This is a genomic window from Microbacterium sp. 22195, from assembly GCF_052056515.1.
In the GTDB taxonomy this organism is placed as follows: domain Bacteria; phylum Actinomycetota; class Actinomycetes; order Actinomycetales; family Microbacteriaceae; genus Microbacterium.
Genome location: NZ_JBQEPE010000001.1, coordinates 1 through 23070, shown reverse-complemented (window position 1 = coordinate 23070; position 23070 = coordinate 1). Strand labels below are relative to the sequence as shown.

Annotated in this window: 23 protein-coding genes; 1 reads left to right on the top strand and 22 read right to left on the bottom strand. The window is 69.9% G+C overall.

What is annotated here, in order from left to right:
- Window positions 1-62: 62 nt before the first annotated feature.
- The 22 genes from der to ACTJJ4_RS00010 form a co-directional block, all read right to left on the bottom strand.
- A complete protein-coding gene (der, locus tag ACTJJ4_RS00115) occupies window positions 63-1583 on the bottom strand; it encodes a ribosome biogenesis GTPase Der (RefSeq protein ID WP_285629963.1) in 1521 nt (506 codons plus the stop codon).
- A complete protein-coding gene (gene cmk / locus ACTJJ4_RS00110) occupies window positions 1576-2271 on the bottom strand; it encodes a (d)CMP kinase (RefSeq protein WP_440941514.1) in 696 nt (231 codons plus the stop codon). Before cmk ends, der begins: the two co-directional genes overlap by 8 nt.
- Window positions 2264-3376, bottom strand: a complete 1113-nt coding sequence (locus ACTJJ4_RS00105) for a prephenate dehydrogenase (protein WP_440941513.1) — start codon at window positions 3374-3376, stop codon at window positions 2264-2266. The genes cmk and ACTJJ4_RS00105 overlap by 8 nt, the downstream gene beginning before the upstream one ends.
- Window positions 3373-4161 carry a pseudouridine synthase gene (locus tag ACTJJ4_RS00100; RefSeq protein ID WP_440941512.1) on the bottom strand — a complete coding sequence of 263 codons (789 nt, stop codon included), beginning with the start codon at window positions 4159-4161 and terminating at the stop codon, window positions 3373-3375. The genes ACTJJ4_RS00105 and ACTJJ4_RS00100 overlap by 4 nt, the downstream gene beginning before the upstream one ends.
- A 67-nt stretch (window positions 4162-4228) precedes the next feature.
- The gene (gene scpB, locus ACTJJ4_RS00095) at window positions 4229-4819 is read right to left on the bottom strand and encodes an SMC-Scp complex subunit ScpB (protein WP_440941511.1); all 591 of its coding nucleotides are present in this window, start codon (window positions 4817-4819) and stop codon (window positions 4229-4231) included.
- A 28-nt stretch (window positions 4820-4847) separates the two neighbouring features.
- Window positions 4848-5684 carry a segregation and condensation protein A gene (locus ACTJJ4_RS00090; protein WP_440941510.1) on the bottom strand — a complete coding sequence of 279 codons (837 nt, stop codon included), beginning with the start codon at window positions 5682-5684 and terminating at the stop codon, window positions 4848-4850.
- The gene (locus ACTJJ4_RS00085) at window positions 5668-6558 is read right to left on the bottom strand and encodes a ParA family protein (protein ID WP_440941509.1); all 891 of its coding nucleotides are present in this window, start codon (window positions 6556-6558) and stop codon (window positions 5668-5670) included. Before ACTJJ4_RS00085 ends, ACTJJ4_RS00090 begins: the two co-directional genes overlap by 17 nt.
- Window positions 6559-6610: 52 nt before the next feature.
- Window positions 6611-7327 (bottom strand): gamma-glutamyl-gamma-aminobutyrate hydrolase family protein, encoded by a 717-nt coding sequence (locus tag ACTJJ4_RS00080; protein ID WP_440941508.1) that lies wholly within the window; start codon window positions 7325-7327, stop codon window positions 6611-6613.
- Window positions 7328-7349: 22 nt separating this feature from the next.
- The gene (locus ACTJJ4_RS00075; protein WP_440941507.1) at window positions 7350-8129 is read right to left on the bottom strand and encodes a 3-oxoacyl-ACP reductase; all 780 of its coding nucleotides are present in this window, start codon (window positions 8127-8129) and stop codon (window positions 7350-7352) included.
- Window positions 8130-8161: 32 nt separating this feature from the next.
- Window positions 8162-9556 (bottom strand): aldehyde dehydrogenase family protein, encoded by a 1395-nt coding sequence (locus tag ACTJJ4_RS00070; protein WP_440941506.1) that lies wholly within the window; start codon window positions 9554-9556, stop codon window positions 8162-8164.
- Between the two features lie 2 nt (window positions 9557-9558).
- Window positions 9559-10944, bottom strand: a complete 1386-nt coding sequence (locus ACTJJ4_RS00065) for a glutamine synthetase family protein (protein WP_440942789.1) — start codon at window positions 10942-10944, stop codon at window positions 9559-9561.
- 5 nt (window positions 10945-10949) lie between these two features.
- Window positions 10950-11663, bottom strand: coding sequence for a FadR/GntR family transcriptional regulator (locus ACTJJ4_RS00060; protein WP_440941505.1), 714 nt, complete (start codon window positions 11661-11663; stop codon window positions 10950-10952).
- Window positions 11664-11679: 16 nt separating this feature from the next.
- The gene (locus ACTJJ4_RS00055; RefSeq protein ID WP_440941504.1) at window positions 11680-13227 is read right to left on the bottom strand and encodes an amino acid permease; all 1548 of its coding nucleotides are present in this window, start codon (window positions 13225-13227) and stop codon (window positions 11680-11682) included.
- Between the two features lie 120 nt (window positions 13228-13347).
- Window positions 13348-14250 carry a site-specific tyrosine recombinase XerD gene (gene xerD / locus ACTJJ4_RS00050; protein WP_440941503.1) on the bottom strand — a complete coding sequence of 301 codons (903 nt, stop codon included), beginning with the start codon at window positions 14248-14250 and terminating at the stop codon, window positions 13348-13350.
- 4 nt (window positions 14251-14254) lie between these two features.
- Window positions 14255-14842, bottom strand: a complete 588-nt coding sequence (locus ACTJJ4_RS00045; RefSeq protein ID WP_440941502.1) for an NUDIX domain-containing protein — start codon at window positions 14840-14842, stop codon at window positions 14255-14257.
- Window positions 14829-16520, bottom strand: coding sequence for a CTP synthase (locus ACTJJ4_RS00040; protein WP_440941501.1), 1692 nt, complete (start codon window positions 16518-16520; stop codon window positions 14829-14831). Before ACTJJ4_RS00040 ends, ACTJJ4_RS00045 begins: the two co-directional genes overlap by 14 nt.
- Before the next feature lie 17 nt (window positions 16521-16537).
- Entirely contained in the window at window positions 16538-18226 is a 1689-nt protein-coding gene (recN, locus tag ACTJJ4_RS00035; protein ID WP_440941500.1) for a DNA repair protein RecN, read from the bottom strand.
- The gene (locus ACTJJ4_RS00030) at window positions 18223-19128 is read right to left on the bottom strand and encodes an NAD kinase (protein WP_440941499.1); all 906 of its coding nucleotides are present in this window, start codon (window positions 19126-19128) and stop codon (window positions 18223-18225) included. The genes recN and ACTJJ4_RS00030 overlap by 4 nt, the downstream gene beginning before the upstream one ends.
- On the bottom strand, window positions 19125-19922 hold the full coding sequence (locus ACTJJ4_RS00025) for a TlyA family RNA methyltransferase (RefSeq protein WP_440941498.1): 798 nt from the start codon (window positions 19920-19922) through the stop codon (window positions 19125-19127). The genes ACTJJ4_RS00030 and ACTJJ4_RS00025 overlap by 4 nt, the downstream gene beginning before the upstream one ends.
- The gene (locus ACTJJ4_RS00020) at window positions 19919-20086 is read right to left on the bottom strand and encodes a hypothetical protein (protein ID WP_292698698.1); all 168 of its coding nucleotides are present in this window, start codon (window positions 20084-20086) and stop codon (window positions 19919-19921) included. The genes ACTJJ4_RS00025 and ACTJJ4_RS00020 overlap by 4 nt, the downstream gene beginning before the upstream one ends.
- 80 nt (window positions 20087-20166) lie before the next feature.
- The gene (locus tag ACTJJ4_RS00015) at window positions 20167-21204 is read right to left on the bottom strand and encodes an HAD-IIA family hydrolase (RefSeq protein WP_440941497.1); all 1038 of its coding nucleotides are present in this window, start codon (window positions 21202-21204) and stop codon (window positions 20167-20169) included.
- Window positions 21204-22085, bottom strand: a complete 882-nt coding sequence (locus ACTJJ4_RS00010) for a hypothetical protein (protein WP_440941496.1) — start codon at window positions 22083-22085, stop codon at window positions 21204-21206. Before ACTJJ4_RS00010 ends, ACTJJ4_RS00015 begins: the two co-directional genes overlap by 1 nt.
- On the opposite strand from ACTJJ4_RS00010, the gene ACTJJ4_RS00005 reads away from it, so the two are divergent.
- Complete coding sequence (locus ACTJJ4_RS00005) at window positions 22026-22973, top strand: hypothetical protein (RefSeq protein WP_440941495.1); 948 nt, start codon at window positions 22026-22028, stop codon at window positions 22971-22973. The genes ACTJJ4_RS00010 and ACTJJ4_RS00005 overlap by 60 nt on opposite strands.
- Window positions 22974-23070 lie beyond the last annotated feature (97 nt).

Sequence of the window (23070 nt, the reverse complement as noted above, 5' to 3'; positions counted from 1 at the left end):
GGGCCAGGCGGGAACGGATGCCGGGATCATGGCATCCGCTCCCCATTCTGCCTCAGAGAGCGTCAGCGCTGCCGGCGCTCCCGTACGCGCATGTTGATCACGATCGGCGTGCCCTCGAAGGAGTACAGCTCGCGCAGGCGACGCTGCACGAACCGGCGGTAGCCCGGGTCGAGGAAGCCCGTCGTGAACAGCACGAATGTCGGCGGACGGGTCGACGCCTGAGTTCCGAACAGGATGCGCGGCTGCTTGCCGCCCCGCAGCGGGTGCGGGTGCGCGGCCACGAGCTCGGTGATGAACGCGTTGAACTTGCCGGTCGGGATACGGCGGTCCCAGTTCTCCAGCGCGCGCTCCAGGGCGGGCACGAGCTTGTCGAAGTGCCATCCGGTCTTCGCCGAGATGTTCACGCGCGGAGCCCACGCGACGTGCGCCAGGTCCTGCTCGATCTCGCGCTCCAGGTACCGGCGGCGGTCGGAGTTCTCCATGTCGTCGTCCGACAGGCGATCCCACTTGTTGAACGCGAGCACCAGGGCACGGCCCGACTCCAGCACCATGTCGATGATGTTGAGGTCCTGCACGCTGATCGGCTGGCTCACGTCGAGGACGACGATCGCGACCTCGGCCTTCTCCAGCGCCGCGGAGGTGCGCAGCGAGGCGTAGAAGTCGGCGCCCTGCTGCAGGTGCACACGACGACGGATGCCGGCGGTGTCGACCAGCCGCCACATCTTGCCGCCCAGCTCGACGATCTCGTCCACCGGGTCGCGCGTGGTGCCCGCGAGGTCGTTGACGACCACGCGCTCCTCCTTGGCCGCCTTGTTGAGCAGCGAGGACTTGCCGACGTTCGGCCGGCCCAGGATCGCCACGCGGCGCGGTCCGCCGATCTCGGCCTTGGCCACCGCCGAGACCTCGGGCAGCTTCTCCACGATCATGTCCAGCAGGTCGGCGACGCCGCGTCCGTGGATGGCGGAGACGGGGTACGGCTCCCCCAGGCCCAGGTTCCACAGCGCAGCCGCCTCGGGCTCCTGCCGCGCATCGTCGATCTTGTTCGCGATGAGGAACACCGGCTTGCCGCTCTTGCGCAGCAGCTTGACGACGTGCTCGTCGGTGGAGGTGGCGCCCACCTTCGCGTCGACGACGAACAGCACCATGTCGGCCAGATCGATCGCGACCTCCGCCTGCGCTGCCACGGAGCGGTCGATGCCCTTTGCATCGGGCTCCCACCCGCCGGTGTCGACGAGCGAGAAGCGCCGCTCCATCCACTCGGCCTTGTAGGTGACGCGGTCGCGCGTGACGCCGGGAGTGTCCTCCACGACCGCCTCGCGGCGGCCGAGGATGCGGTTCACCAGCGCCGACTTGCCCACGTTCGGCCGGCCCACGATCGCCACGACCGGCAGCGCCGGCATGACCGTGATGCCGTCCTCGCCGAGGGTCACGCCCTCGAGCAGGTGCGCGTCCTCCTCGTCCAGGTCGTAGTCGGCGAGGGTCGCGCGCATGAGGTCGGCGCGCTGGTCGGCCAGCTGCTCGTCGAGCTCGGCCATCTTCTCGGCGAGGTGGTCGGGGCCGCCCTCGTACTCTTCATCAGCCATGGTGGGGCTCCTTGTCGGCATCGAAGGCGCGCTCGATCACTGCGAGCACGGCGTCGATGGTCTGTGTGAAATCCAGGTGCGTGGAGTCGACCACCGTCACGCCGGGGGCGGCGTTGAGGAAGTCGACGACGCTGCTGTCGGAGGCATCGCGCTTGCGCATGGCCTCACCGACGGCGGCCGCGTCCGAGCCGGCGAGCTCGCCCGCACGGCGGGCGGCGCGCACCTCGGGTGCGGCGGTCAGCAGGATGCGCACCGGCGCATCCGGGGCGACGACGGTCGTGATGTCACGGCCCTCGACGACCACGGCGGGATAGGCGGACTCCGCCACCATCCGCCGGAAGATCTCGTTCACCTGCACGCGCACCTCGGGCACGCGCGCCACGCCGCTCACCGCGGCGGACACGCGGGGATCGCGGATCGCGTCGGTCACGTCGACGCCGCCGACCAGCACGCGGCGGTCGTCGGCGTCGAGCTGCTGCGACAGGGGGAACTCGGATGCTGCGGAGCGCACGGCCTCGGCATCCGCGGTGTCCGCTCCGCGCTCCAGAACATGCCAGGCGAGCGCACGGTAGGCGGCGCCGGTGTCGAGGTAGCCGTAGCCGAGGCGACGCGCCACGGCCTTGGAGACGCTGGACTTGCCGGACCCGGCGGGCCCGTCGATCGCGATGAACTTGTGCGCGTCAGTCATTGGTGTTCCCTGCAATCCGCCAGCCACGTGCTTCCAGGCCCTCGATGGCGCCGCGCAGCGCGGCCGGCGCCACGCTGATGTCCGCCAGGCCGAACTGCGCCCCGGGCGAGTGCTCCAGGCGCAGGTCCTCCACGTTCACGCCCAGCTCGCCCAGCTCGCCGAACAGGCGGCCCAGCTGGCCGGGGGTGTCGTCGACCATGACGATGAGCTGCTCGAAGCGGCGGTTCTGGCCGTGCTTGCCCGGGAGCCGTTCCACGCCCTCGTTGCCCTGCCGGATGGCATCCGCCACCGCACGGCGCGCGCCCGGCGCGTCCGGCTCGCGCAGCGCATCGGAGACGGCGCGCAGATCGGATGCGAGCGCGTCGAGCACCTCGACGACGGGCTCGGCGTTCGCGCTCAGGATCTGCACCCACAGCTCGGGGGCGGATGCCGCGATGCGAGTCGTGTCGCGCACGCCCTGGCCCGCCAGCTGCAGCGCGTCAGCATCGGCATCCGCGAGACGGGCGGCCAGCAGGCTCGCCACCACCTGGGGCACGTGCGAGGTCAGCGCGACGGAGCGATCGTGCTCCTCCGGGGTCATCTCCAGCGGCGTGGCACCGAGGTCCAGCGCGAGCGCCTCGACCAGTGCGAGGTCGGCGGCACGGGTCTCCTCGTCGCGGCACACCACCCACGGACGGCCGATGAACAGGTCGGCGCGCGCCGAGATCGCCCCGCCGCGCTCACGTCCCGCGAGCGGATGCGAGCCGATGTAACGGGTGAGGTCCACGCCGCGACGGCGCAGCTCCTGGTACGGCTCCAGCTTCACGCTCGCGACGTCGGTCACCACGGCATCCGGGTGCGCCTCGAGCTCCGCCTGGATGACGTCGGCGGTCACGTCCGGCGGCACCGCCACCACGATCAGGTTAGGAGCATCGTCGTCGCGCGCCGCACGTCCTGCTCCGTAGTCGATCGCGAGCCGCAGCTGCGAGGGCGAGGCGTCGGAGAGCACCACGTCCACGTCGTGCGACCGCAGCGCGTGTCCGATGCTCGCGCCGAGCAGGCCCGCGCCGACGATGCGCACGGTGCCCGACACGCGCGATGCGCGGGCGTTCGTGGTGTCGCTCACTCGGTCTCCTGCTTGTCGTCATCTCCCGCGGCCGCAGGTGTGTCCTGGCGCGACAGAGTCAGCAATGCGCCTCGTTCGATTTTAGTCAGCTCCCTGGCCTTCCCGACCGGGAGAGTTCCCAGGTGCAGCGGACCGAACTGGCGACGCACGAGCTCCTCGACCGGATGACCGACGGCGGCCATCATGCGACGCACGATCCGGTTCCGCCCGGAGTGCAGGGTCAGCTCCACCAGGCTGCTCCCCCGCGACGCGTCCAGCAGCCGAGCCTTGTCGGCCTTGATCGGGCCGTCCTCCAGGTCGAAGCCGCGGGTCAGCTTGGCGATGGTCTGCGCGGTCACCGTGCCGGTGACCTTCGCGATGTACACCTTCGTCACGCCGAACGAGGGGTGCGCGAGCACGTGCGCGAGCTCGCCGTCGTTGGTGAGGATCAGCAGCCCGCTGGTCTCGGCATCCAGCCGGCCGACGTTGTAGAGGCGCTCCTCCCACTCCTTCGTGAAGCGGCGCAGGTCGGGGCGGCCCTTCTCGTCGCGCATGGTGCTGTAGATGCCGGTGGGCTTGTTGAGCATGACGTACCGCTTGGACACGTCCAGCTGCACGGCTGTGCCGTCCACGTCGATCAGATCGGTCTCCGGGTCGATGCGGGTGCCGAGCTCGCTGACCGTGCGTCCGTTCACCCGGATGCGCCCCTCGACGATGTACTGCTCGATCACGCGTCGCGACGCGACGCCCGCATTGGCCAGCGCCTTCTGCAGCCGCACACCGTCCTGGGACATCTCGTCGCTCATCGGGTCACTCCCTCATCGAAGCCGTCGGCCCGGAATCCAGCCCCGGCATACTCTCGCCGCGAAATCCTCATCGGACCACTCCTTCATCGAAGCCGTCGGCGCCGTCGTCCAGCAGCGGTGAGATCGGGGGCAGCTCGTCGATCGAGTTGATCCCCAGATGCTGCAGCAGCTGGTCGGTGGTGCCGTAGTTGATCGCGCCGGTCTCGGAGTCGGCGAACAGCTCGGTGATCAGTCCGCGCGCCAGCAGCGTGCGCACGACCGAGTCCACGTTCACGGCGCGGATGGACGCCACCTGCCCTCGCGTGACCGGCTGCTTGTAGGCGATGACGGCCAGGGTCTCCAGCGCCGCCTGCGACAGGCGCGCGGGCGCCTGCCCGCCGATGAAGTCCGCGACCAGGTCGTCGTGGTCCTCGCGGACGTAGAGGCGCCAGCCGCCACCCACCTCGCGCAGCTCGAATCCGCGCCGCGGCCCGGTGCCGCGGCCGTCATAGTCGTCGACCAGCGTCTCGAGCGTCTGCCGCACGGCGGGGACGGGCGCGTGCACGGCCGCCGCGAGGGCGACCAGGGCGATCGGCTCGTCGACGATCAGCAGGATCGCCTCGACGCGCTCGCTCAGCGGCGTCTCCAGGGTCGTCTCGAGGACGGCATCCTCACTCATCCGGGCATCCTCATCTGTCATGATCCGCTCACCTGTCGTAGTCCGCGCCGAGCGTCGCCAGCTGCTCATCCGACCAGTTCTCCGCCGACCAGCGCAGGGTCAGCTCGCCCAGCGGCTCGAGCTGCTCGAAAGAGAGCGCGGCGTGCCGGTACAGCTCGAGCACCGAGATGAAGCGTGCCACGACGATACCGGGCTCGCTCACCCCGCTCACCAGTTCGCGGAACGTCAGCGAGTCGGTGCTGCGCAGCAGCGTGACGACGACGGCCGCCTGCTCCCGGATGCTGACCAGTGGCGCGTGCAGGTGATCGAGCCCCACCGAGGGGATCTCCTTCGGCGCGAACGCCAGCAGCGCTAGCGCTGCGAAGTCGTCGACGCTCAGCGACCACACCAGCTCCGGGGTCTTCCTGCGGTGCTTCTCGTCGAGCGGTGCCGCCCGCACGTGCCGCCGGTCCTCCCGCTGCAGGCAGCGCGCGAACCAGGCGGAGACCTCCTTGAAGGCGCGGTACTGCAGCAGCCGGGCGAACAGCAGGTCGCGGGCCTCGAGCAGCGCGACGGACTCCGCATCCACCAGTTCGCCCTGCGGCAGCAGCCCCGCCACCTTCATGTCCAGCAGGGTCGCGGCGACGACGAGGAACTCGGACGCCTGGTCCAGCTCGTCCGGCCCGTCGAGATCGCGCAGGTACGAGATGAACTCGTTCGTCACCCTGCTCAGCGACACCTCGGTGATGTCCAGCTCGTGCTTGGAGATCAGGTTCAGCAGCAGGTCGAACGGGCCGTCGAAGTTCGACAGCGAGACCCGGAACCCGGATGCATCCGCATCCTGGTCCACCGGGCCCGTCGAAGCGTCCTCAGGCGACGGCGCCACGGGCGACCAGCTCCCGCGCCAGTCGCAGGTAGGCCTGGGCGGCTGCGTGCTCCGGCGCGAACTCGGTGATGGGCACGCCCGACACCGAGGCGTCGGGGAACTTCACGGTGCGGCCGATCACGGTCTCGAGCACGTCGTCGCCGAAGGCCTCGACGACGCGCTCCAGCACCTCACGGGAGTGCAGCGTGCGCGGGTCGTACATGGTGGCGAGCAGCCCGTCGAGCTTGATCGACGGGTTCAGCCGGTCACGCACCTTGTCGATCGTCTCGATGAGCAGGGCCACGCCGCGCAGCGCGAAGAACTCGCATTCCAGCGGGATGAGCACGCCGTGCGCGGCCGTCAGGGCGTTGACGGTGAGCAGCCCGAGCGAGGGCTGGCAGTCGATCAGGATGACGTCGTACTCCCCCGCCACGTGCCGCAGCACGCGGGCGAGGATCGTCTCGCGGGCGACCTCGTTGACCAGGTGCACCTCGGCGGCGGACAGGTCGATGTTCGCCGGCAGCACGTCGAGGTTCGGGGTCGAGGACTGCACGATCGCCTCGCGCGGGTCGCGCTTGGTGTCCAGCAGCAGGTCGTAGACCGTCGGCACGTCGTGCACAGTGATGCCGAGTCCGGCCGAGAGCGCGCCCTGCGGGTCGAAGTCGACGGCGAGCACCCGGCGACCGTACTCGGCGAGAGAAGCGGCCAGGTTGATCGACGTAGTCGTCTTGCCGACGCCGCCCTTCTGGTTGCACAGCGCGATGATGCGCGCGGGGCCGTGCGAGTCCAGCGGCGCAGGGGCGTCGAAGCCGTGGTACGGGCGACCCGTCGGGCCGATCGGGAGGTCGTCCCCCTTCGTCGCCTTCGACTTGGTCTTCGTCACCTTGTCCGCCACCGGTTCTCCTGCTCGTCGTGCTTGCTCGAGTCTAGCGGCAGGGCCCTCCGGCTCAGCCTCGGCGCGCGGCGCGCTCCCGGGCCGCGGCCACCAGCCCGTCGAAGACGCCCGAGTCGTCGGCGGTCTCCGGATGCCACTGCACCCCCACCGCGAAACGATCACCGTCGGCCTCCATGGCCTGCACGACCCCGTCGCCGTCGCGGGCGACCACACGGAACCCGGGGTGCTCGTCGACCGCCTGATGATGGTGGCTCGGCACCGTCAGACGATCGGCGATCAGCGCCGCGATACGCCCTTCGCCGTCGACCGTGACGTCGGTCGAGCTGTACCCGGCCGGGGTGCCCCCGTGATCGCCGTGCCCGACGACGTCCGGCAGGTGCTGCACCAGCGATCCGCCGGCGGCCACCGCCATCATCTGCATCCCGCGGCAGATGCCCAGCGTCGGCAGCCGCTCCCGATCCGCCTCCGCGAGCAGCCACAGCTCCCAGGCATCCCGGTCGTCGTACCAGGTGGTGACGTGCTCGTGGGGCTCCTGCCCGTAGCGGGCGGGGTTGATGTCCGCCCCGCCCGCTATCAGCAGACCGTCGATCCGGCTCAGTGCGATCCGCGCGGACTCGGGCGAGCCGAGCGGCGGGAGCAGCACCGGCACGCCGCCGGCGCGCTCGACCGAGAGCGCATAGTCGGCGGGCAGCAGGTCGGCCGGGATGTGGCGCCAGTCGCCCCAGTTGGCCAGCTGCCGGTAGGTGCTGATGCCGATGACGGGCCGCACGGCCGCCTGCTCCGGCGAAGGATCACTCAAAGTCGCTCTCCAGGGGTGTGACGTAGGCGTTGGACAGACCTCCGTCCACAAGGAAGTCCATCGCGGTGATGAAGCTGGATTCGTCGCTGCCCAGGAAGGCTACCGCGTTCGCGATCTCCTCCGGCTCGGCGAAGCGTCCCATGGGCACGTGGATCAGCCGGCGCGCGGCCCGCTCGGGGTCCTTCGCGAACAGCTCCTGCAGCAGCGGCGTGTTCACCGGGCCGGGGCAGAGCGCATTCACGCGGATGCCCTTGCGCGCGAACTGCACGCCCAGCTCACGGGTCATCGCCAGCACGCCGCCCTTGGACGCCGTGTACGAGATCTGCGAGGTGGCTGCTCCCATGATCGCGACGAACGACGCCGTGTTGATGATCGAGCCCTTGCCCTGTTCGAGCATGTACGGGAGCACGGCCTTGCAGCAGTAGTAGACGCTGGTGAGGTTGACGTCCTGCACCAGGTTCCAGGCGTCGATGCCGGTCTTCAGGATCGAGTCGTCGGATGCCGGGGAGATGCCGGCGTTGTTGAAGGCGATGTCGATGTGACCGTAGGTGTCGTTCGCGACCTTGAACAGGTTCTCGACCTCGGCCTGGTCCGTGACGTTCACCTTCACGAACACGCCGTCGAGCTCCTCGGCGATGCGCGGACCGTTCACCTCATCGAGGTCGCCGATCACGACCTTGGCGCCCTCCGCGACGAACTTCCTCGCCGTCGCGAGGCCGATCCCGCTGCATCCGCCGGTGATGACGCCGACCTTGCCGTCCAGCTTTCCCATCTGTTCTCCCTGTCGTCTTTCCTGAGATCTGATCAATTGTCGGTCGAGATGAAGACGTTCTTCACCTCGGAGAAGGAGTCCGGTGCATCCGGTCCGAGCTCGCGCCCCAGACCCGACTGCTTGAACCCGCCGAACGGGGTCCAGTAGCGCACCGAGGAGTGCGAGTTCACCGACAGGTTGCCGCTCTCCACGCCGCGCGCGACGCGCAGCGCACGGCCGACGTCGCGGGTGAAGATCGAGCCGGACAGGCCGTACTCGGTGTCGTTGGCCTTGGCGATGGCGTCCGCTTCGTCGGTGAACGGCATGACGGCCAGCACCGGGCCGAACAGTTCCTGCGACCACACCGGATCGGACGCTCCCCGCGGCATGACCACGGTCGGGGCGAGCCAGTACCCGCTGGAGGCGTCCGGAGCCTGACCGCGGAACGCGACATCGGCGCCCACCAGCGCGTCGGCGACCGAATCGCGCTGCTTCGCCGAGATGAGCGGCCCCATCTCCGCGTCCTCGGCAGCGGGATCCTTCACGCGGAACGACTCCACGGCGGGCTGCAGCAGCTCCAGGAACCGATCGTAGACGCTCTGCTGCACGAGGATGCGCGAGCGGGCGCAGCAGTCCTGCCCCGCGTTGTCGAGGCCTGCTCCGGGCGCGGATGCCGCAGCCCGTTCGAGGTCGGCGTCCTCGAAGACGATGTTCGCGTTCTTGCCGCCGAGCTCCAGCGTCAGCCGCTTGACCTGGTCCGCGCAGCCGCGCATGATGCCCTTGCCGACGTCGGTGGAGCCGGTGAAGCACACCTTGCGCACCAGTGGATGCGTCACGAAACGGTCGCCGACGATCCGGCCCTTGCCCGGGATGACGGTGAACACGCCCTCCGGGATGCCCGCTTCGAGCGCCAGCTCGCCGAGACGCATGGCGGTGAGCGGGGTGAGCTCGGCTGGCTTGAGCACGACGGTGTTGCCTGCCGCGAGAGCCGGGCCGAAGCCCCAGCCGGCGATCGGCATGGGGAAGTTCCACGGCACGATGATGCCGACCACGCCGAGCGGTTCGTGGAACGTGATGTCCACACCGCCCGGTACCGGGATCTGCCTGCCGAAGTGCCGCTCGGGCGCAGCGCTGTAGTAGTTCAGCACGTCGCGGACGTTGCCCGCCTCCCAGCGGGCGTTGCCGATGGTGTGCCCCGCTCCTGCGACCTCGAGGTCGGCAAGCTCGTCGATGTGCGCGTCGACGACCGAGGCGAACGAGCGCATCAGCCGGGCCCGCTCCGCGGGAGCGATGGCGCGCCACGCGGGATAAGCGCGATGCGCGCGCTCGATCGCCGCATCCGTCTCGGCGAGATCGGCCTGCGGGACGGTGGCGACGGCAGCGCCGGTCGCGGGGTTCAGCACCGTGAAGGCGCCGCCGGCGCCGAACGGGGTGGTGGGGATCCTCATGCTCACAGCCTCTCGAATCCGCGGGTCAGCTCCCAATCGGTGACGGCGGCGTCGAAGGCCTCGATCTCGACATCCGCGTAATGCACGTAGTGCCGGACGACGTCCTCGCCGAACACCTGCGCGGCGATCTCGGAGTTCGCCAGCGTGTCACGGGCCTCGTGCATGGTTGTCGGCACGACCGGCGCCCCCGACTCGTAGGCGTTGCCGCGGGTCTCCGCCTCGAGCGAGAGCTCGTTCTCGATGCCGTACAGGCCGCCGGCGAGCATCGCCGCCAGCCCGAGATACGGGTTCATGTCGCCGCCGGGGAGGCGGTTCTCCATCCGGGCGCTCTTCCCGCTGCCGACCAGCCGCACCGCGGTGGTGCGGTTGTCGATGCCCCACGCGACGGACGTGGGCGCGAACGAGCCCTTCACGAAGCGCTTGTAGGAGTTGATGTTCGGTGCGTAGAACAGCGTGAACTCGCGCATGGTCGCCAGCACGCCGGCGATGAAGTGGTCGTACACCGCGGAGCGGCGGCCGTTCTGCTCGTCCCAGAAGACCAGGCCGTCGTCGTCCTTGCCGCGCAGCGACATGTGCACGTGACAGGAGTTGCCCTCGCGCTGGTTCGGCTTGGCCATGAACGTGATCGACTGGCCGTGCTGACGGGCGATGTCCTTGGCCGCGGTCTTGTAGTACGAGTGGTTGTCGGCGGTCGCGATCACCTCGTCGAACAGGAACGCGATCTCGTGCTGGCCGAAGTTGCACTCCCCCTTGGCCGACTCGACCGTCAGTCCCGAGGAGTACATGGTGTTGCGGATGTCGCGCAGCAGCGGCTCGACGATCGAGGAGCCCAGGATGGAGTAGTCGATGTTGTACCGGTTGGCCGGGATCAGGTTGCGGTAGCCGTCGTCCCACGCCTTCTCGTAGGGCGTGTTGTAGATCACGAACTCCAGTTCGGTGCCGGCGACGGCCTTCCAGCCGTGCCCCGCCGCACGATCGACCTGCGCGCGCAGCATGCTGCGCGGCGACACCCGCACCGCCTCGCCGGTCGTGCTGGTCAGGTCGCACTGGATCAGCACACTGCCAGGGCGGTGCGGCATCAGCCGGATCGTCGACAGGTCGGGGATGAACTCCATGTCACCGTAGCCGCTCGCCCAGGACGCGTGGTCGTAGCCGTCGACCGTGTTCATGTCGACGTCGACGGCGAGCAGGTAGTTGCAGCCCTCGGTGCCGTGGCCCAGCACGGAGTCGAGGAAGAAGCGGGCGTGCAGCAGCTTGCCCTGCAGGCGGCCCTGCATGTCGGTGAAGGCGAGGACGACCGTGTCGATCTCCCCCTCCAGGATCATTCCGCGCAGACGGTCGACGGTCAGCATCCGATCGTTGCGGGGAGGTGTGGGGGTGATGTTCATCGTGCTCATTTCAGAAGGCCCTTCAGGAGTGCGGCCGTGGCGTCGCAGTGCGCTGCCATGACACGGCGCGCACGCTCGGCGTCGCCGTCGAGGATCGCCATGACGATCTCCCGGTGCTCGGCGTCGGCGTGTTCGATGTTCTTCTTGAGGAATGGGATCTCGGCGAGCAGCTGGTGGATCTTCGCCTGCACGCCGCTGCAGGCGTGCGCGAGCTCGTCCGAGCCGCAGACGGTGCTGATGGCGAGGTGGAGCCTGGCATCCGCCTGCCGGTAGTCGGCGGGCGTCTCGGCGGCGTCGACCTCGGCGAGGCCGGTCTGCAGCAGCTGCCGCTGCTCGTCGGTGAGGTCGGTGAGAGCGGCGCGGTGCGCCGCGCCCGGTTCGATCACCGAGCGGAAGATGATCAGGTCGTCGATCTCGGCTCGGCGGGGCGGATGCTGGCCGGCCGGCCACGCCTCCTTCGGTGGCTCGACGACGGTGCCCCCTCCGCGTCCCCGGGTCGTCGAAACGAGCCCGGCGGCGCGGAGGGCGCTGATGGCCTCCCGGAGTGTGGCGCGCGAGACGTTCAGCCGCTCGGCGAGGTCGCGCTCGCCGGGCAGCTTCTCGCCCACCCGGAAGATGCCGAGCTGGATGGCCGATCCGAGCTGCTCCACGCAGGATTCGAAGGCCATCTGCCCGCGCACCGGGTGCAGCGCGGCGTCCACCAGGAGGGAGTCCATCATCGTCGTCCGGTCGCACTCACTCGTCGAGCAGCGTGTCCGCGGACTTGGTGAGGTGCTCGGCCTCTGCGCTGCTGTTCATGAAGTCGCGCTTGCCGTAGGCGTACCACAGCACGATCGACAGGATGGCGACGACGGCGACGGCGATCGGCGCGTAGTTGAACGTGTCGACCGTGATCGGGGTGACCGGCGGCAGCACGAACAGGATGACGATGAACACCACCCAGACCACCGCGATCCAGCCGATCAGAGCGCTCCAGCGGCCGAGGTTCCACGGACCAGGCTGGAACGCCGGGTTCAGCCGGCGCAGGAACACCGGGGTCACGTAGGCGATGTACAGGCCGATCACCGCGATGGAGGTGACGGCGGCGTACGCGGTCGTGTTGAACAGCGCGGGGACCGTGACGACGATCGACAGCACCACGCACAACCAGATCGAGTTGGTCGGCGTGCCGGTGCGCTTGTTCACCTGCGCCCACAGCCGAGCGCCGGGGATCGCGTTGTCCCGCGAGAACGCGTAGCTCATCCGCGAGTTGGCGGTGACGGATGCCATGCCGCAGAAGAACTGCGCGCCGCACACGATGAACAGCAGGAACTTCGCGACGTCGGGGTTGTTCAGCGCGTCCATGAAGATCTGCGCCGGGCCCGAGCCGAGACCCGTGCCGACGATCTTCGACAGCCCCGCCTCGCTGCCGTCCTGGATCGCCGCGACGATCGTGTACAGCAGGATCCAGCCGCCGATGATCGAGATCAGCACGCTCATCACGATGCCCTTCGGCGCCGCGACCGAGGCGTTCTTGGTCTCCTCCGCGACATGCGCAGAGGCGTCGTAGCCGGTGTAGGTGTACTGGGCCATCAGCAGGCCCATCAGGAACACGTAGGGGCCGAAGCCCCAGCCGGTCTCGTTGTGCCAGGTGGTGAAAGTCCAGGCGACGTCCTGGTGCTGCGAGGGCATGATCCACAGCACGGCGACGATGATCACGACGCCGACGATGTGCCACCACGCCGACACCGAGGAGAGCAGGCTCACCAGGTTCACGCCGAAGGTGTTCAGCAGGCCGTGGACGACGATCAGCACCACGAACAGCAGGAAGGTGTTCAGCGCGGTGACCTCGGTCCCCCACATCAGGTTGGCGAAGGCCATCATGGTGGCGGCCGCGCCGTAGTCGATGGCGGCGGTCACCGCGACCTCGCCGAGGAAGTTGTACCACCCGACGAACCAGGCCCACTGGCGCTTGTTCTTCTTGGCCAGGCGTCCGGCCCAGAAGTACAGGCCGCCGGCGGTGGGATAGCGGGAGCAGACCTCCGCCATCGCCAGCGCGACGCACAGCACGAAGACGCCGACCAGCGGCCATCCGATGGTGATCGCGCTCGGTCCCCCCGACTTCAGCGCGATGTTGAAGGACGTGATGCAGCCGGCAAGGATCGAGATGATCGAGAACGACACCGCGAAGTTCGAGAAGCCCGACATCCCGCGATGGAGTTCCTGCTTGTAGCCGAGTTCGGCGAGGGCGGCGGCGTCATCGTCGACGGGGCCGGTCCCCACAGCCTTTGTGGATTCGCTCATGGAAGTGCTACCTGCTTTCAGTGGAGGGAGCGTTTGGAGCGATTCTGGCCTCATCCACCGAAAGCTGTCAATGGTCTGACTTCAATCCATTAAATCTGGGTCCCTGAGCCTGTCGAAGGGCTAGGTCGCCCGCGGATGAGAGGTCGCGTAGACGTCCCGCAGGGTGTCGACCGAGACGTGGGTATAGATCTGCGTCGTGGCGACGGATGCATGACCCAGCAGCTCCTGCACGACGCGGACGTCGGCGCCGCCCTGCAGCAGGTGCGTGGCGAAGGAGTGGCGCAGCGTGTGGGGCGAGACCTCCACGGTGATCTGCGCCTTCTCGGCCGCGGCTCGGATGATCAGCCAGGCGCTCTGTCGCGACAGCGGGGCGCCTCGCGCACCCAGGAACAGCCGGGCGGTCGCGCGCCCCTTCGCCGCCAGTCCTGGGCGCACCCTGGTCAGGTACGCGTCGACGGCGGCACGGGCGTAGGAGCCCACCGGGACGATGCGCTCCTTGTCGCCCTTGCCGCGCAGGCGCAGCACGTCGCCGTAGGAGAGGTCGTCCACATCCAGCGACACGGCCTCGGACACGCGGGCGCCGGTCGCGTAGAGCAGCTCGAGCAGGGCGCGGTCGCGGATGCCCATCGGATCCTCCGGCGAGGGTGCGGCGAGGAGCCGTTCGACCTGCTCGATCGTCAGCGCCTTCGGCAACCGCTGCGGGGTCTTCGGAGGGCGCATCCGACCGGTGGGGTCGTCCTCCTCGATGCCCTCCCTGGCGAGGAAGCGGTGCCAGCCCCGCACCGAGGACTGCAACCGGGCGAGACTGGTCGCCGCCGGCGGCGGCTCGGCCGCGGAGCGCTCGGCGATGAACTCCGCCACCACCGCCTGGGTGATGCCCTCGGTCGACTCGATCCCCCGCTCACGGAGCCAGTCAATGTACGCGTTCAGGTCGCGGCGGTAGGCGGCGATCGAGTGCTCGGAGAGGCCGCGCTCGATCGTGATGTGCCGCAGGTAGGCGTTCAGCGCACGGTCGAGCTGCATGTCGTCAGCGGCGGTCGCGCTTCGTCGCGGCCGCGAGCACGCCGATGGAGAGGATGCCGTTGTGCATCCGTCCTTCGAGCACGGCATCCACGGCATCCACCAGCGGCACCCACTCCACGCGGATGTCGGCCTCCTCGTCCTCCCGCGCGTGCGCGGCGGCGGCAGCGCCGATGCCGGTGGCGAGGTAGACGTGGATCATCTCGTCGTTGCCGCCCGGAGTCGTCCAGCTCGAGACGAGGTGCTCCCAGTGCTCGGCGGTGATGTCGGCCTCCTCCGCCAGCTCGCGCTGCGCGGCGACCATGGGGTTCTCCCCCGGGATGTCGAGCAGGCCCGCGGGCAGCTCCCAGTCGCGGTGCCGGATCGGATGCCGGTACTGCTGGATCAGCAGCACGCGGTCCTGATCGTCGATCGCGACGACGGCCACGGCGCCCGTGTGCGCGACGTACTGGCGGCGGATCTCACCGTCGCCGTACGCCACGCGCTCATCGAGCACGTTCCACACGGCTCCTCGGAACCCGATCTCGCTGGAGAGGACCTCGGGCTCGAAGGGCTCGTCCCGCAGGCCTTCTCCCGAAGGATCAGGACTCGTCATCGCCGAACAGCTCGCTGGAGCGGTGCCGCTCGATGGCGGCGCCGATCAGGCCGCGGAACAGCGGGTGCGGCGCGGTCGGGCGCGAGCGCAGCTCGGGGTGCGCCTGCGTGGCGATGTAGTACGGGTGCACATCGCGCGGGAGCTCGACGTACTCGACCAGGTCGAGGTCGGGGTTCAGGCCGGAGAACACCAGCCCGGCGTCGGTGAGGCGGTCACGGTAGGAGTTGTTCACCTCGTAGCGGTGACGGTGACGCTCGGAGGCCGTGTCCGCGCCGTACAGCTCGCGGGCCAGCGAGCCCTCGGCGAGGGCGGCCTCGTACAGGCCCAGGCGCATGGTGCCGCCCAGGTCGCCGCCGTCGAGGATCTCGACCTGCTCGGCCATGGTCGCGATGATGGGCTCGGCGGTCTCAGGGTCGAACTCGGTCGACGACGCCCCTGCGATTCCGGCGACGTGGCGGCCGTACTCGATGACCATGCACTGCAGGCCGAGGCAGATGCCGAGCGTGGGGATGCCCTGCTCACGCGCGAAGCGCAGCGCGCCCAGCTTGCCCTCGATGCCCCGGATGCCGAAGCCGCCGGGCACGAGGATGCCGTCCAGGTCGCCGAGGTTCTTCGCGGCGCCCTCCGGGGTCTCGCAGGTGTCCGAGGCGATCCAGCGGATGTTGACCTTGGTCTCGTGCGCGAAGCCCCCGGCCTTGAGCGCCTCGGTCACGGACAGGTACGCGTCGGGCAGGTCGATGTACTTGCCGACCAAGCCGATCGTGACCTCGTGCTTGGGGTTGTGCACGGCGTGCAGAACCTGGTTCCAGCGGGTCCAGTCGACCTCGCCTGCGCGCTCGGCCAGGCCCAGCTTGGAGATGATGTACGCATCCAGGCCCTGATCGTTCAGGGTGGACGGGATGTCGTAGATGCTCGGCAGATCGACCGTGTTGACGACGCCCTCGGTGTCGACGTCGCACATCAGGGCGATCTTGTTGCGGTTGCTCTCGCTGACCGGGCGGTCGCTGCGCAGCACGAGGGCGTCGGGCTGGATGCCGACCTGACGCAGGGCGGCGACGGAGTGCTGGGTCGGCTTGGTCTTCTGCTCGCCGGAGGCGCCCATGAAGGGCACCAGCGAGACGTGCACGAAGAACACGTTGCCGCGGCCGAGCTCGTGGCGCAGCTGACGAGCGGACTCGAGGAAGGGCTGCGACTCGATGTCGCCGACGGTGCCGCCGACCTCGGTGATGATCACGTCGGGGCGGGGCTCCTCGGTGGCCTGCAGGCGCATGCGGCGCTTGATCTCGTCGGTGATGTGCGGGATGACCTGCACGGTGGCGCCGAGGTAGTCGCCGCGCCGCTCCTTGGCGATCACCTGCGAGTAGATCTGGCCGGTGGTCACGTTGGCCGCGCGGGAGAGCTCGATCCCGAGGAAGCGCTCGTAGTGACCGATGTCGAGGTCCGTCTCGGCGCCGTCGTCGGTGACGAACACCTCGCCGTGCTCGAACGGGTTCATGGTGCCCGGGTCCACGTTCAGGTACGGGTCGAGCTTCTGCATGACCACGCGCAGTCCGCGGGCGGTGAGGAGGTTGCCCAGGCTGGCCGCCGTGAGACCCTTCCCCAACGACGAAACGACACCGCCTGTCACGAAGATGTGTCGAGTGGTGTCGTTCTTGGGCCCCGCAACAGAAGAGTTCATCACGGGCTTTTATCCTATCAGTTCGTTCCCGAGCCGAGGCTCAGGAGTTCACGGGCGTGGCTGAGCGCGGCATCCGAATCGGCGAGCCCGGAGAGCAGTCGCGCCATCTCGGCCTCGCGCTGCTCGCCCGAGAGTCGCGTGACGCTGGAGGCGGTGACGGAGCCGTCGTTCGACTTCACGACGGACAGGTGGTTGGTCGCGAATGCGGCGACCTGGGCGAGGTGGGTGACCGCGATCACCTGCGAGGTGCGGGCGAGCTGCGCGAGCCTGCGGCCGACCTCGATCGCGGCGGCACCGCCGATGCCGGCGTCGACCTCGTCGAACACGAACGTCGGGACCGGGTCGGTGCCGGCGATGACGACCTCGATGGCGAGCATGACGCGGGACAGCTCGCCACCCGAGGCGCCGCGCGACACGGAGCGCGGCTCGGCGCCGGGGTGCGGGGCGAGCAGGATCGCGACGTCGTCGCGTCCGTGCGCGGATTCGGTGCCGGGCGAGACCCGCGCTTCGAGCCGGGCATCCGGCATCGCGAGGGCGTGCAGCTCCTCGGTGACGGCGTCCGACAGGCGCACGGCGGCGTCGGTGCGGGCTGCGGTGAGCGCGTCGGCGGCGGCGTCGAGCGCGCTGCGCGCCTCGGATGCCTGGGCGGTGAGCCGCTCGATGCGGTCGCCGTCGTCGTCGAGCTCGGCCAGGCGCAGCGAACCCGTCCGCCACACCTCGAGCGCCTGCTCCAGGGAGCCGTGCTGTCTGATCAGCCCGCCGATCGCCGCACGGCGCTCCTCGACCGCCGCCAGCTCGTGCGGGCCCGACTCGTCGAGGTCGGCGAGGTAGGTGGACAGCTGCCCCGCGAGGTCGGCGGCCCGGTAGCCGAGATCGGCGAGGATCTCCGCGATCTCAGTGAGCTGCGGGTCGGCGGCCCGCTCCAGGGCGCGTCGCGCCTCGGCGACGAGTCCGGCCACGTCGGGCTCGTCGTCCTCGCTGGAGAGCGCGGTGCGTGCCTGGGACGCGGACAGCCGCAGCTCCTCCGCGTTCGCGAGGCGCTCGGCGCGCTCGTTCAGGGAGACGTCCTCCCCCGCCTCGGGCTCGAGCTGCTCGATCTCGGCGAGCTGCTCGCGCAGCTGCGCGGCCTCGGCTGCGCGACGGTCGCGGTTCTCGGTGAGCTCGGCGATCTCGGCATCCAGCGCCCGCCAGGCCTGGAAGCGTTCGGTGTACTCGGCCAGCGCGGTCGCGATCCGCTCGCCGCCGAAGCGGTCGAGGGCGTCGCGCTGAGCGGATGCCGACCGCAGGCGCAGCTGATCGGACTGGCCGTGCACGACCACCAGCTCATCCGCGAGGGCGGAGAGCACGGAGGCCGGGGCGGCACGGCCGCCCACGCTCGCGCGGCTGCGCCCCTCGGCGCTCAGCGTGCGCGAGACGTACAGCTCGGAGGCGTCGCCGGCGGGTTCGAGCTCGCCGCCGGCATCCGTGACGATGTCGGCGACCGGCCCGTGCGGCGGCACGAGCCAGACACCCGCGACGGATGCCTGGGAGGCTCCGGCGCGCACGGCGGACGAATCCGCCCTGGCACCGAGCAGCAGGCCAAGTCCGGTGACGACCATGGTCTTGCCCGCACCGGTCTCGCCGGTGACGGCGGTGAACCCAGGACCCAGCGGCAGCACGGCGTCATCGATGACGCCCAGGCCGCGGATGCGCATCTCATCGATCACGAGGCACCTCGCCATCCTGCGACGGGCAGCTGGAACTTGCGGACCAGGCGGTTCGTGAACGCGGTCGGATGCAGTCGCGCGAGCCGCACCGGCCGTGACGACCGGCGCACGATGACGCGCGCTCCGGGCGGAAGGTCGTGCGAGCGTCTGCCGTCGCACCACAGGATGCCGGTGCCGCTGGTGCGCTCGAGCATCTCGATCGCGACGGATGCCTCGGGTCCGACCACGAGCGGCTTCGCGAACAGCGCGTGCGCCGACAGCGGCACGACGGCGATGGCCTCCACGGTCGGCCAGATCACGGGTCCGCCGGCGGAGAAGTTGTAGGCGGTGGAGCCTGTCGGCGTGGAGACGACCATCCCGTCGCATCCGAAGCTCGACAGCGGCAGCCCGTCGATCTCGATGACGACCTCGATCATCCGCTCCCGGCTGGCCTTCTCGACGGTGGCCTCGTTCAGGGCCCACGTCTCGTAGACGACCGTGCCCTCGACGTCCTTCACGCGCACCGAGAGCGCCATGCGCTCCTCGACCTCGTAGTCGCGCGCGATGACCCGGTGCACGGCGGCGTCCATGTCGTCGCGGTCGATCTCGGCCAGGAAGCCGACGTGCCCCATGTTGATGCCGAGCACGGGCGCTCCGGAGTCGCGGACCAGTTCGGCCGCGCGCAGGATCGTGCCGTCGCCGCCGAGGACGATCGCCAGTTCGAGATCCTCTGCCGCCACGTCCTCGCCGAGCTGCGCGATCTCGGCGAACCGGGCGTCGACGTCGGAGAGCTCCTCACGATCGGGGGCCGCGAGCACGGGGACCGCGCCCGCCTGGTGCAGTGCGTCGATCACGCGCAGGGCCGCATCGACCGTGTCGGGCCGCTTCGCGTGGGCGACGACCAGGATCCGGCGCTCGTTCATCGTCCTCCTGCCACGTGTGCGATCTGCTCCGACCATTCTGACGGATCCGTGCCGCGGCCGGGCGCGAGGTGCACCAGGTATTCGGCGTTGCCGTGCGTGCCGAGGATGGGCGAGGCCAGGATGCCGAGCACGCCCAGCCCGCTGTCGTGCGCGGTCCACAGGGTGCGCTCGACCGCGTCCACCCGCAGGGCGGGTTTGGTGACGAGCCCTCCCTTGATGGCCGTGCGGCCCACCTCGAACTGGGGCTTCACCAGCAGCACGGCGTCACCGCCGGGCGCGATCACGCCGGCGACGGCCGGCAGCACGTGCTCCAGGGAGATGAAGGAGAGGTCGCCGACCACGAGCTCGGGTCGGGCCGGCTCGCCCGTGGCTTCTGTGAGGCTCTCCGCGGTCATGTGCCGCACGTTGAATCCCTCGACCGACGTGACGCCGGCATCCGCGGCGATGGACGGGGCCAGCTGGCCGTGACCGACGTCGACCGCGAGCACGCGCCGTGCACCGCGCTCGCGGAGCACCTGCGTGAACCCGCCCGTCGAGGCGCCCATGTCGAGGGCGAGCCTGCCGTGGACGTCGATGGCGAAGCCGTCGAGTGCCGCGATGAGCTTGTGGGCGCCGCGGCTGACGTAGTGGTCGGCTCCGTCGACGCGGATCTCGGTGTCGTCGGTGACGGGCGTCGAGGCCTTCACGACGGGGTGACCGGCGACCCGGACGAGGCCGTCGGCGATGAGGGTCGCGGCGTGCGAGCGCGAGCGGGCCAGGCCCCGCGCCGCGAGGGCCGCATCGAGTCTGGTCATCGCGTTCCCGGGGCGGCGTCGCCTCGAGGAGCGCTCTCGAGTCGCTTCATGAGCTCGTCGTGCAGGGATCCGTAGGCATCAGCGCGGGAGTCGAGGGGCTGCCCCTCGATCAACCGCAGCCGACTCCACAGGGCGTCGGCCGGCTCGTCGCGCGTGTGCTCCATCCGACCACTGTAACGCGCACCGCCGACGAGCAGAGGGAGACGCTCAGGGCCTGTGGAAACGAACGGAGACCGTGCGGGTCTCAGGGCTTGTGGAACGGATCCGCGTACAGCCGCTCCGGCACCCGGAACGCGTAGATCATCAGGCCCGTCGCCCAGATCGCGGCCGCGCCGGCGCGCAGCAGGTCGATCTGCGACGAGCCCTCGGACACGATCTGCACGTCCGCATCGACCACGCGCACGGCGGCATCGTTCACGGTGAAGACGCCGTTCTTCTCGATCGTCTCCGGATACGGCTCGTGCAGTTCGCGCAGGTCGCTGAGGATGTAGTCGGGACGCGAGCCCTGCGGAGCGGCGAGAACGTGCTTGGGACGGTCGATGCCCGTCAGGACCAGCGCGGAGTCGATGCCGGCACGGGCGGCGCCGGCGATGTCGGTGTCGAGCCGGTCGCCGATGAAGAGGGGGCGCTGCGCGCTGAAGCGCTCGACGGCCACCTCGAAGATGGGCTTCTCGGGCTTGCCCGCGACGATCGAGAGCCGGCCGATCGCGGTGTGCACGGCGGAGACGAGCGTGCCGTTGCCCGGGGCCACGCCGCGATCGCGCGGGATCGTCCAGTCGGTGTTGGTCGAGATCCACGGGATCCCGCCCTCCTCCTCCGGCACCTGCAGCGCGAACGCGGCTTCAGCGAGATCGGTCCAGCCCACTTCGGGGGCGAAGCCCTGCACGACCGCGGCCGGCGAGTCCTCGGCGCTGCGGGTGACCGTGTATCCGGCCTTGTGCGCCTCGTCGACCAGGCCGTCTCCCCCGACGATGAGGATCGTCGCGGGCGCCGGCACCATGGTCGCGAGCAGCCGCATGGCCGCCTGCGGGCTCGTCACGACGTCGGCAGGAGCCACGGTGAGGCCCAGCTCGCTCAGGTGCGCGGCGACCGCGGCATCCGTGCGGGATGCGTTGTTCGTGATGTACCCCAGGCGCAGCTGTTCGGCGGCGCGGTTCAGGCTCTCGATCGCGTACGGGAGGGCACCGGGTCCGGCATAGACCACCCCGTCGAGGTCGGCGAGCAGTGCGTCACGGTCGGTCAGCGGAGTGGGCGCCGACTTCATGCGGCGGAACAGCGCCATCAGGCCTCGGACTCCGGCTCACGATCGGTGCCGTTCTCAGGCACGTCGGCAGATGCGTCGTCGGAGGTCGTCGCGGTCTCGGCCTCCGCAGCGTCGGAGGGCTCGTCCGACTCGGGAGCCTCGGCGTCCTCGGACTCGTCGACGTCACCGGACTCGTCCACGTCGTCCTCGTCTTCGTAGTCCTCGTCGAAGTCCTCGATCAGACCGTCCTCGACGATCATCTCGTCGAACTGGCCGTCGAGGCCCAGAGCGGATGCTGCGACGTCGGCGCGCTCGGTCCAGAACGCCGCCTCGTCGGTGCGGCCGAGGTCCTCGAGCACCGCCGCGCGCGCCGAGAAGAGTGCGGGGCTCCACTCGAACGCGCGATCGGGGTCGAGTTCCGGGATCTCGAGTTCGCCGAGCGCGAGCTCGGTCTCACCACGGTCGAGCCTGGCACCGGACATGGCGATCGCCAGCGCGACGCGGACCTCGGGCTCGAGCGCCGAGCGATCCACGGCACGGCCCTCCTCGAGGGCGCGGTCCGGCCGACCGACACCGCGCTCGCTGTCGACGATCAGGGCGATCATGTCGTCCTTGCCGGAGAGACGCCGGTAGGTGCGAAGCTCCCGAAGGGCGAGGGCGAAGTCGCCGATGCCGTACGCGGTGATCGCGAGGGTGGAGCGCACCACCGGAATGCGGCCGGCACGACGGGATGCCGCCAGGGCGTGCGCGTGCGCGCGCTCCGGCTCCTCGTCGATCAGCTGCGCGGCCATCGCCAGGTGGCGGGCCGTCTGGTCGGCGTTCTCCTTGCTGAGGGTCTTCAGCTCGTTGCGCGCCGAGGGGTGCAGGTCACGCGCGGTGATCTCCTCGGGGATCGGCGGCTCCTCGATGCGCTCGCGCACCGGTGCGAATTCGTTGACCGGGCGATCGGCACCGCCACGCGGACGGTCCCGGTAGGACGGACGCTCGCCGCGATCACGATCGCGGTCCCCGAAGGAGCGACGCTCGCCCTGCGGGCGGTCACCACGGTAAGGGCGGTCGCCCTGGAGACGGTCACCCTGAGGACGCTCGCCATAGGGACGACGCTCACCCTGGGGACGGTCGCCCTGGCTGCGGTCGCGGTCACCGAACGAGCGACGCTCACCCTGCGGACGGTCACCACGATACGGACGGTCACCCTGGCCGCGATCACGATCACCGAACGAACGGCGCTCACCCTGAGGACGGTCACCATACGGACGACGCTCTCCCTGCGGGCGGTCACCGCGGTACGGGCGGTCGCCCTGGCTGCGATCACGATCACCGTAAGGACGGCGCTCTCCCTGCGGGCGGTCGCCACGGTACGGGCGGTCGCCCTGGCTGCGATCACGATCACCGAAAGAGCGACGCTCACCCTGGGGGCGGTCACCGTACGGGCGACGCTCACCCTGCGGACGGTCACCATATGGGCGACGCTCACCCTGCGGACGGTCACCGTACGGGCGGCGCTCGCCCTGCGGACGGTCACCATATGGGCGGCGCTCGCCCTGCGGACGGTCACCACGGTACGGTCGGTCCCCCCGGCTGCGGTCGCGGTCGCCGTAAGGGCGACGTTCGCCCTGGTTGCGATCGCCGTACGGCCGACGCTCACCATCACGGGAGCTGCCGGCGTCGTTGCGGCGAGGCGACCTCGAGGAGGAGTCCGAGTATCGCGGCTTGCGCTCGGAGCCCGAACGTCGATCGCGCGCGCCCTCACCGTCTCGGCGGTCCCGCTGCTCATCCGACATTCTGACTCCCTTTTTGCTTGTTAACGCAAGATGGCCACCCAACCCTGGGTGGCCATCTTACTTAAGAGAAGTCCGGCGGTGTCCTACTCTCCCACAGGGTCCCCCCTGCAGTACCATCGGC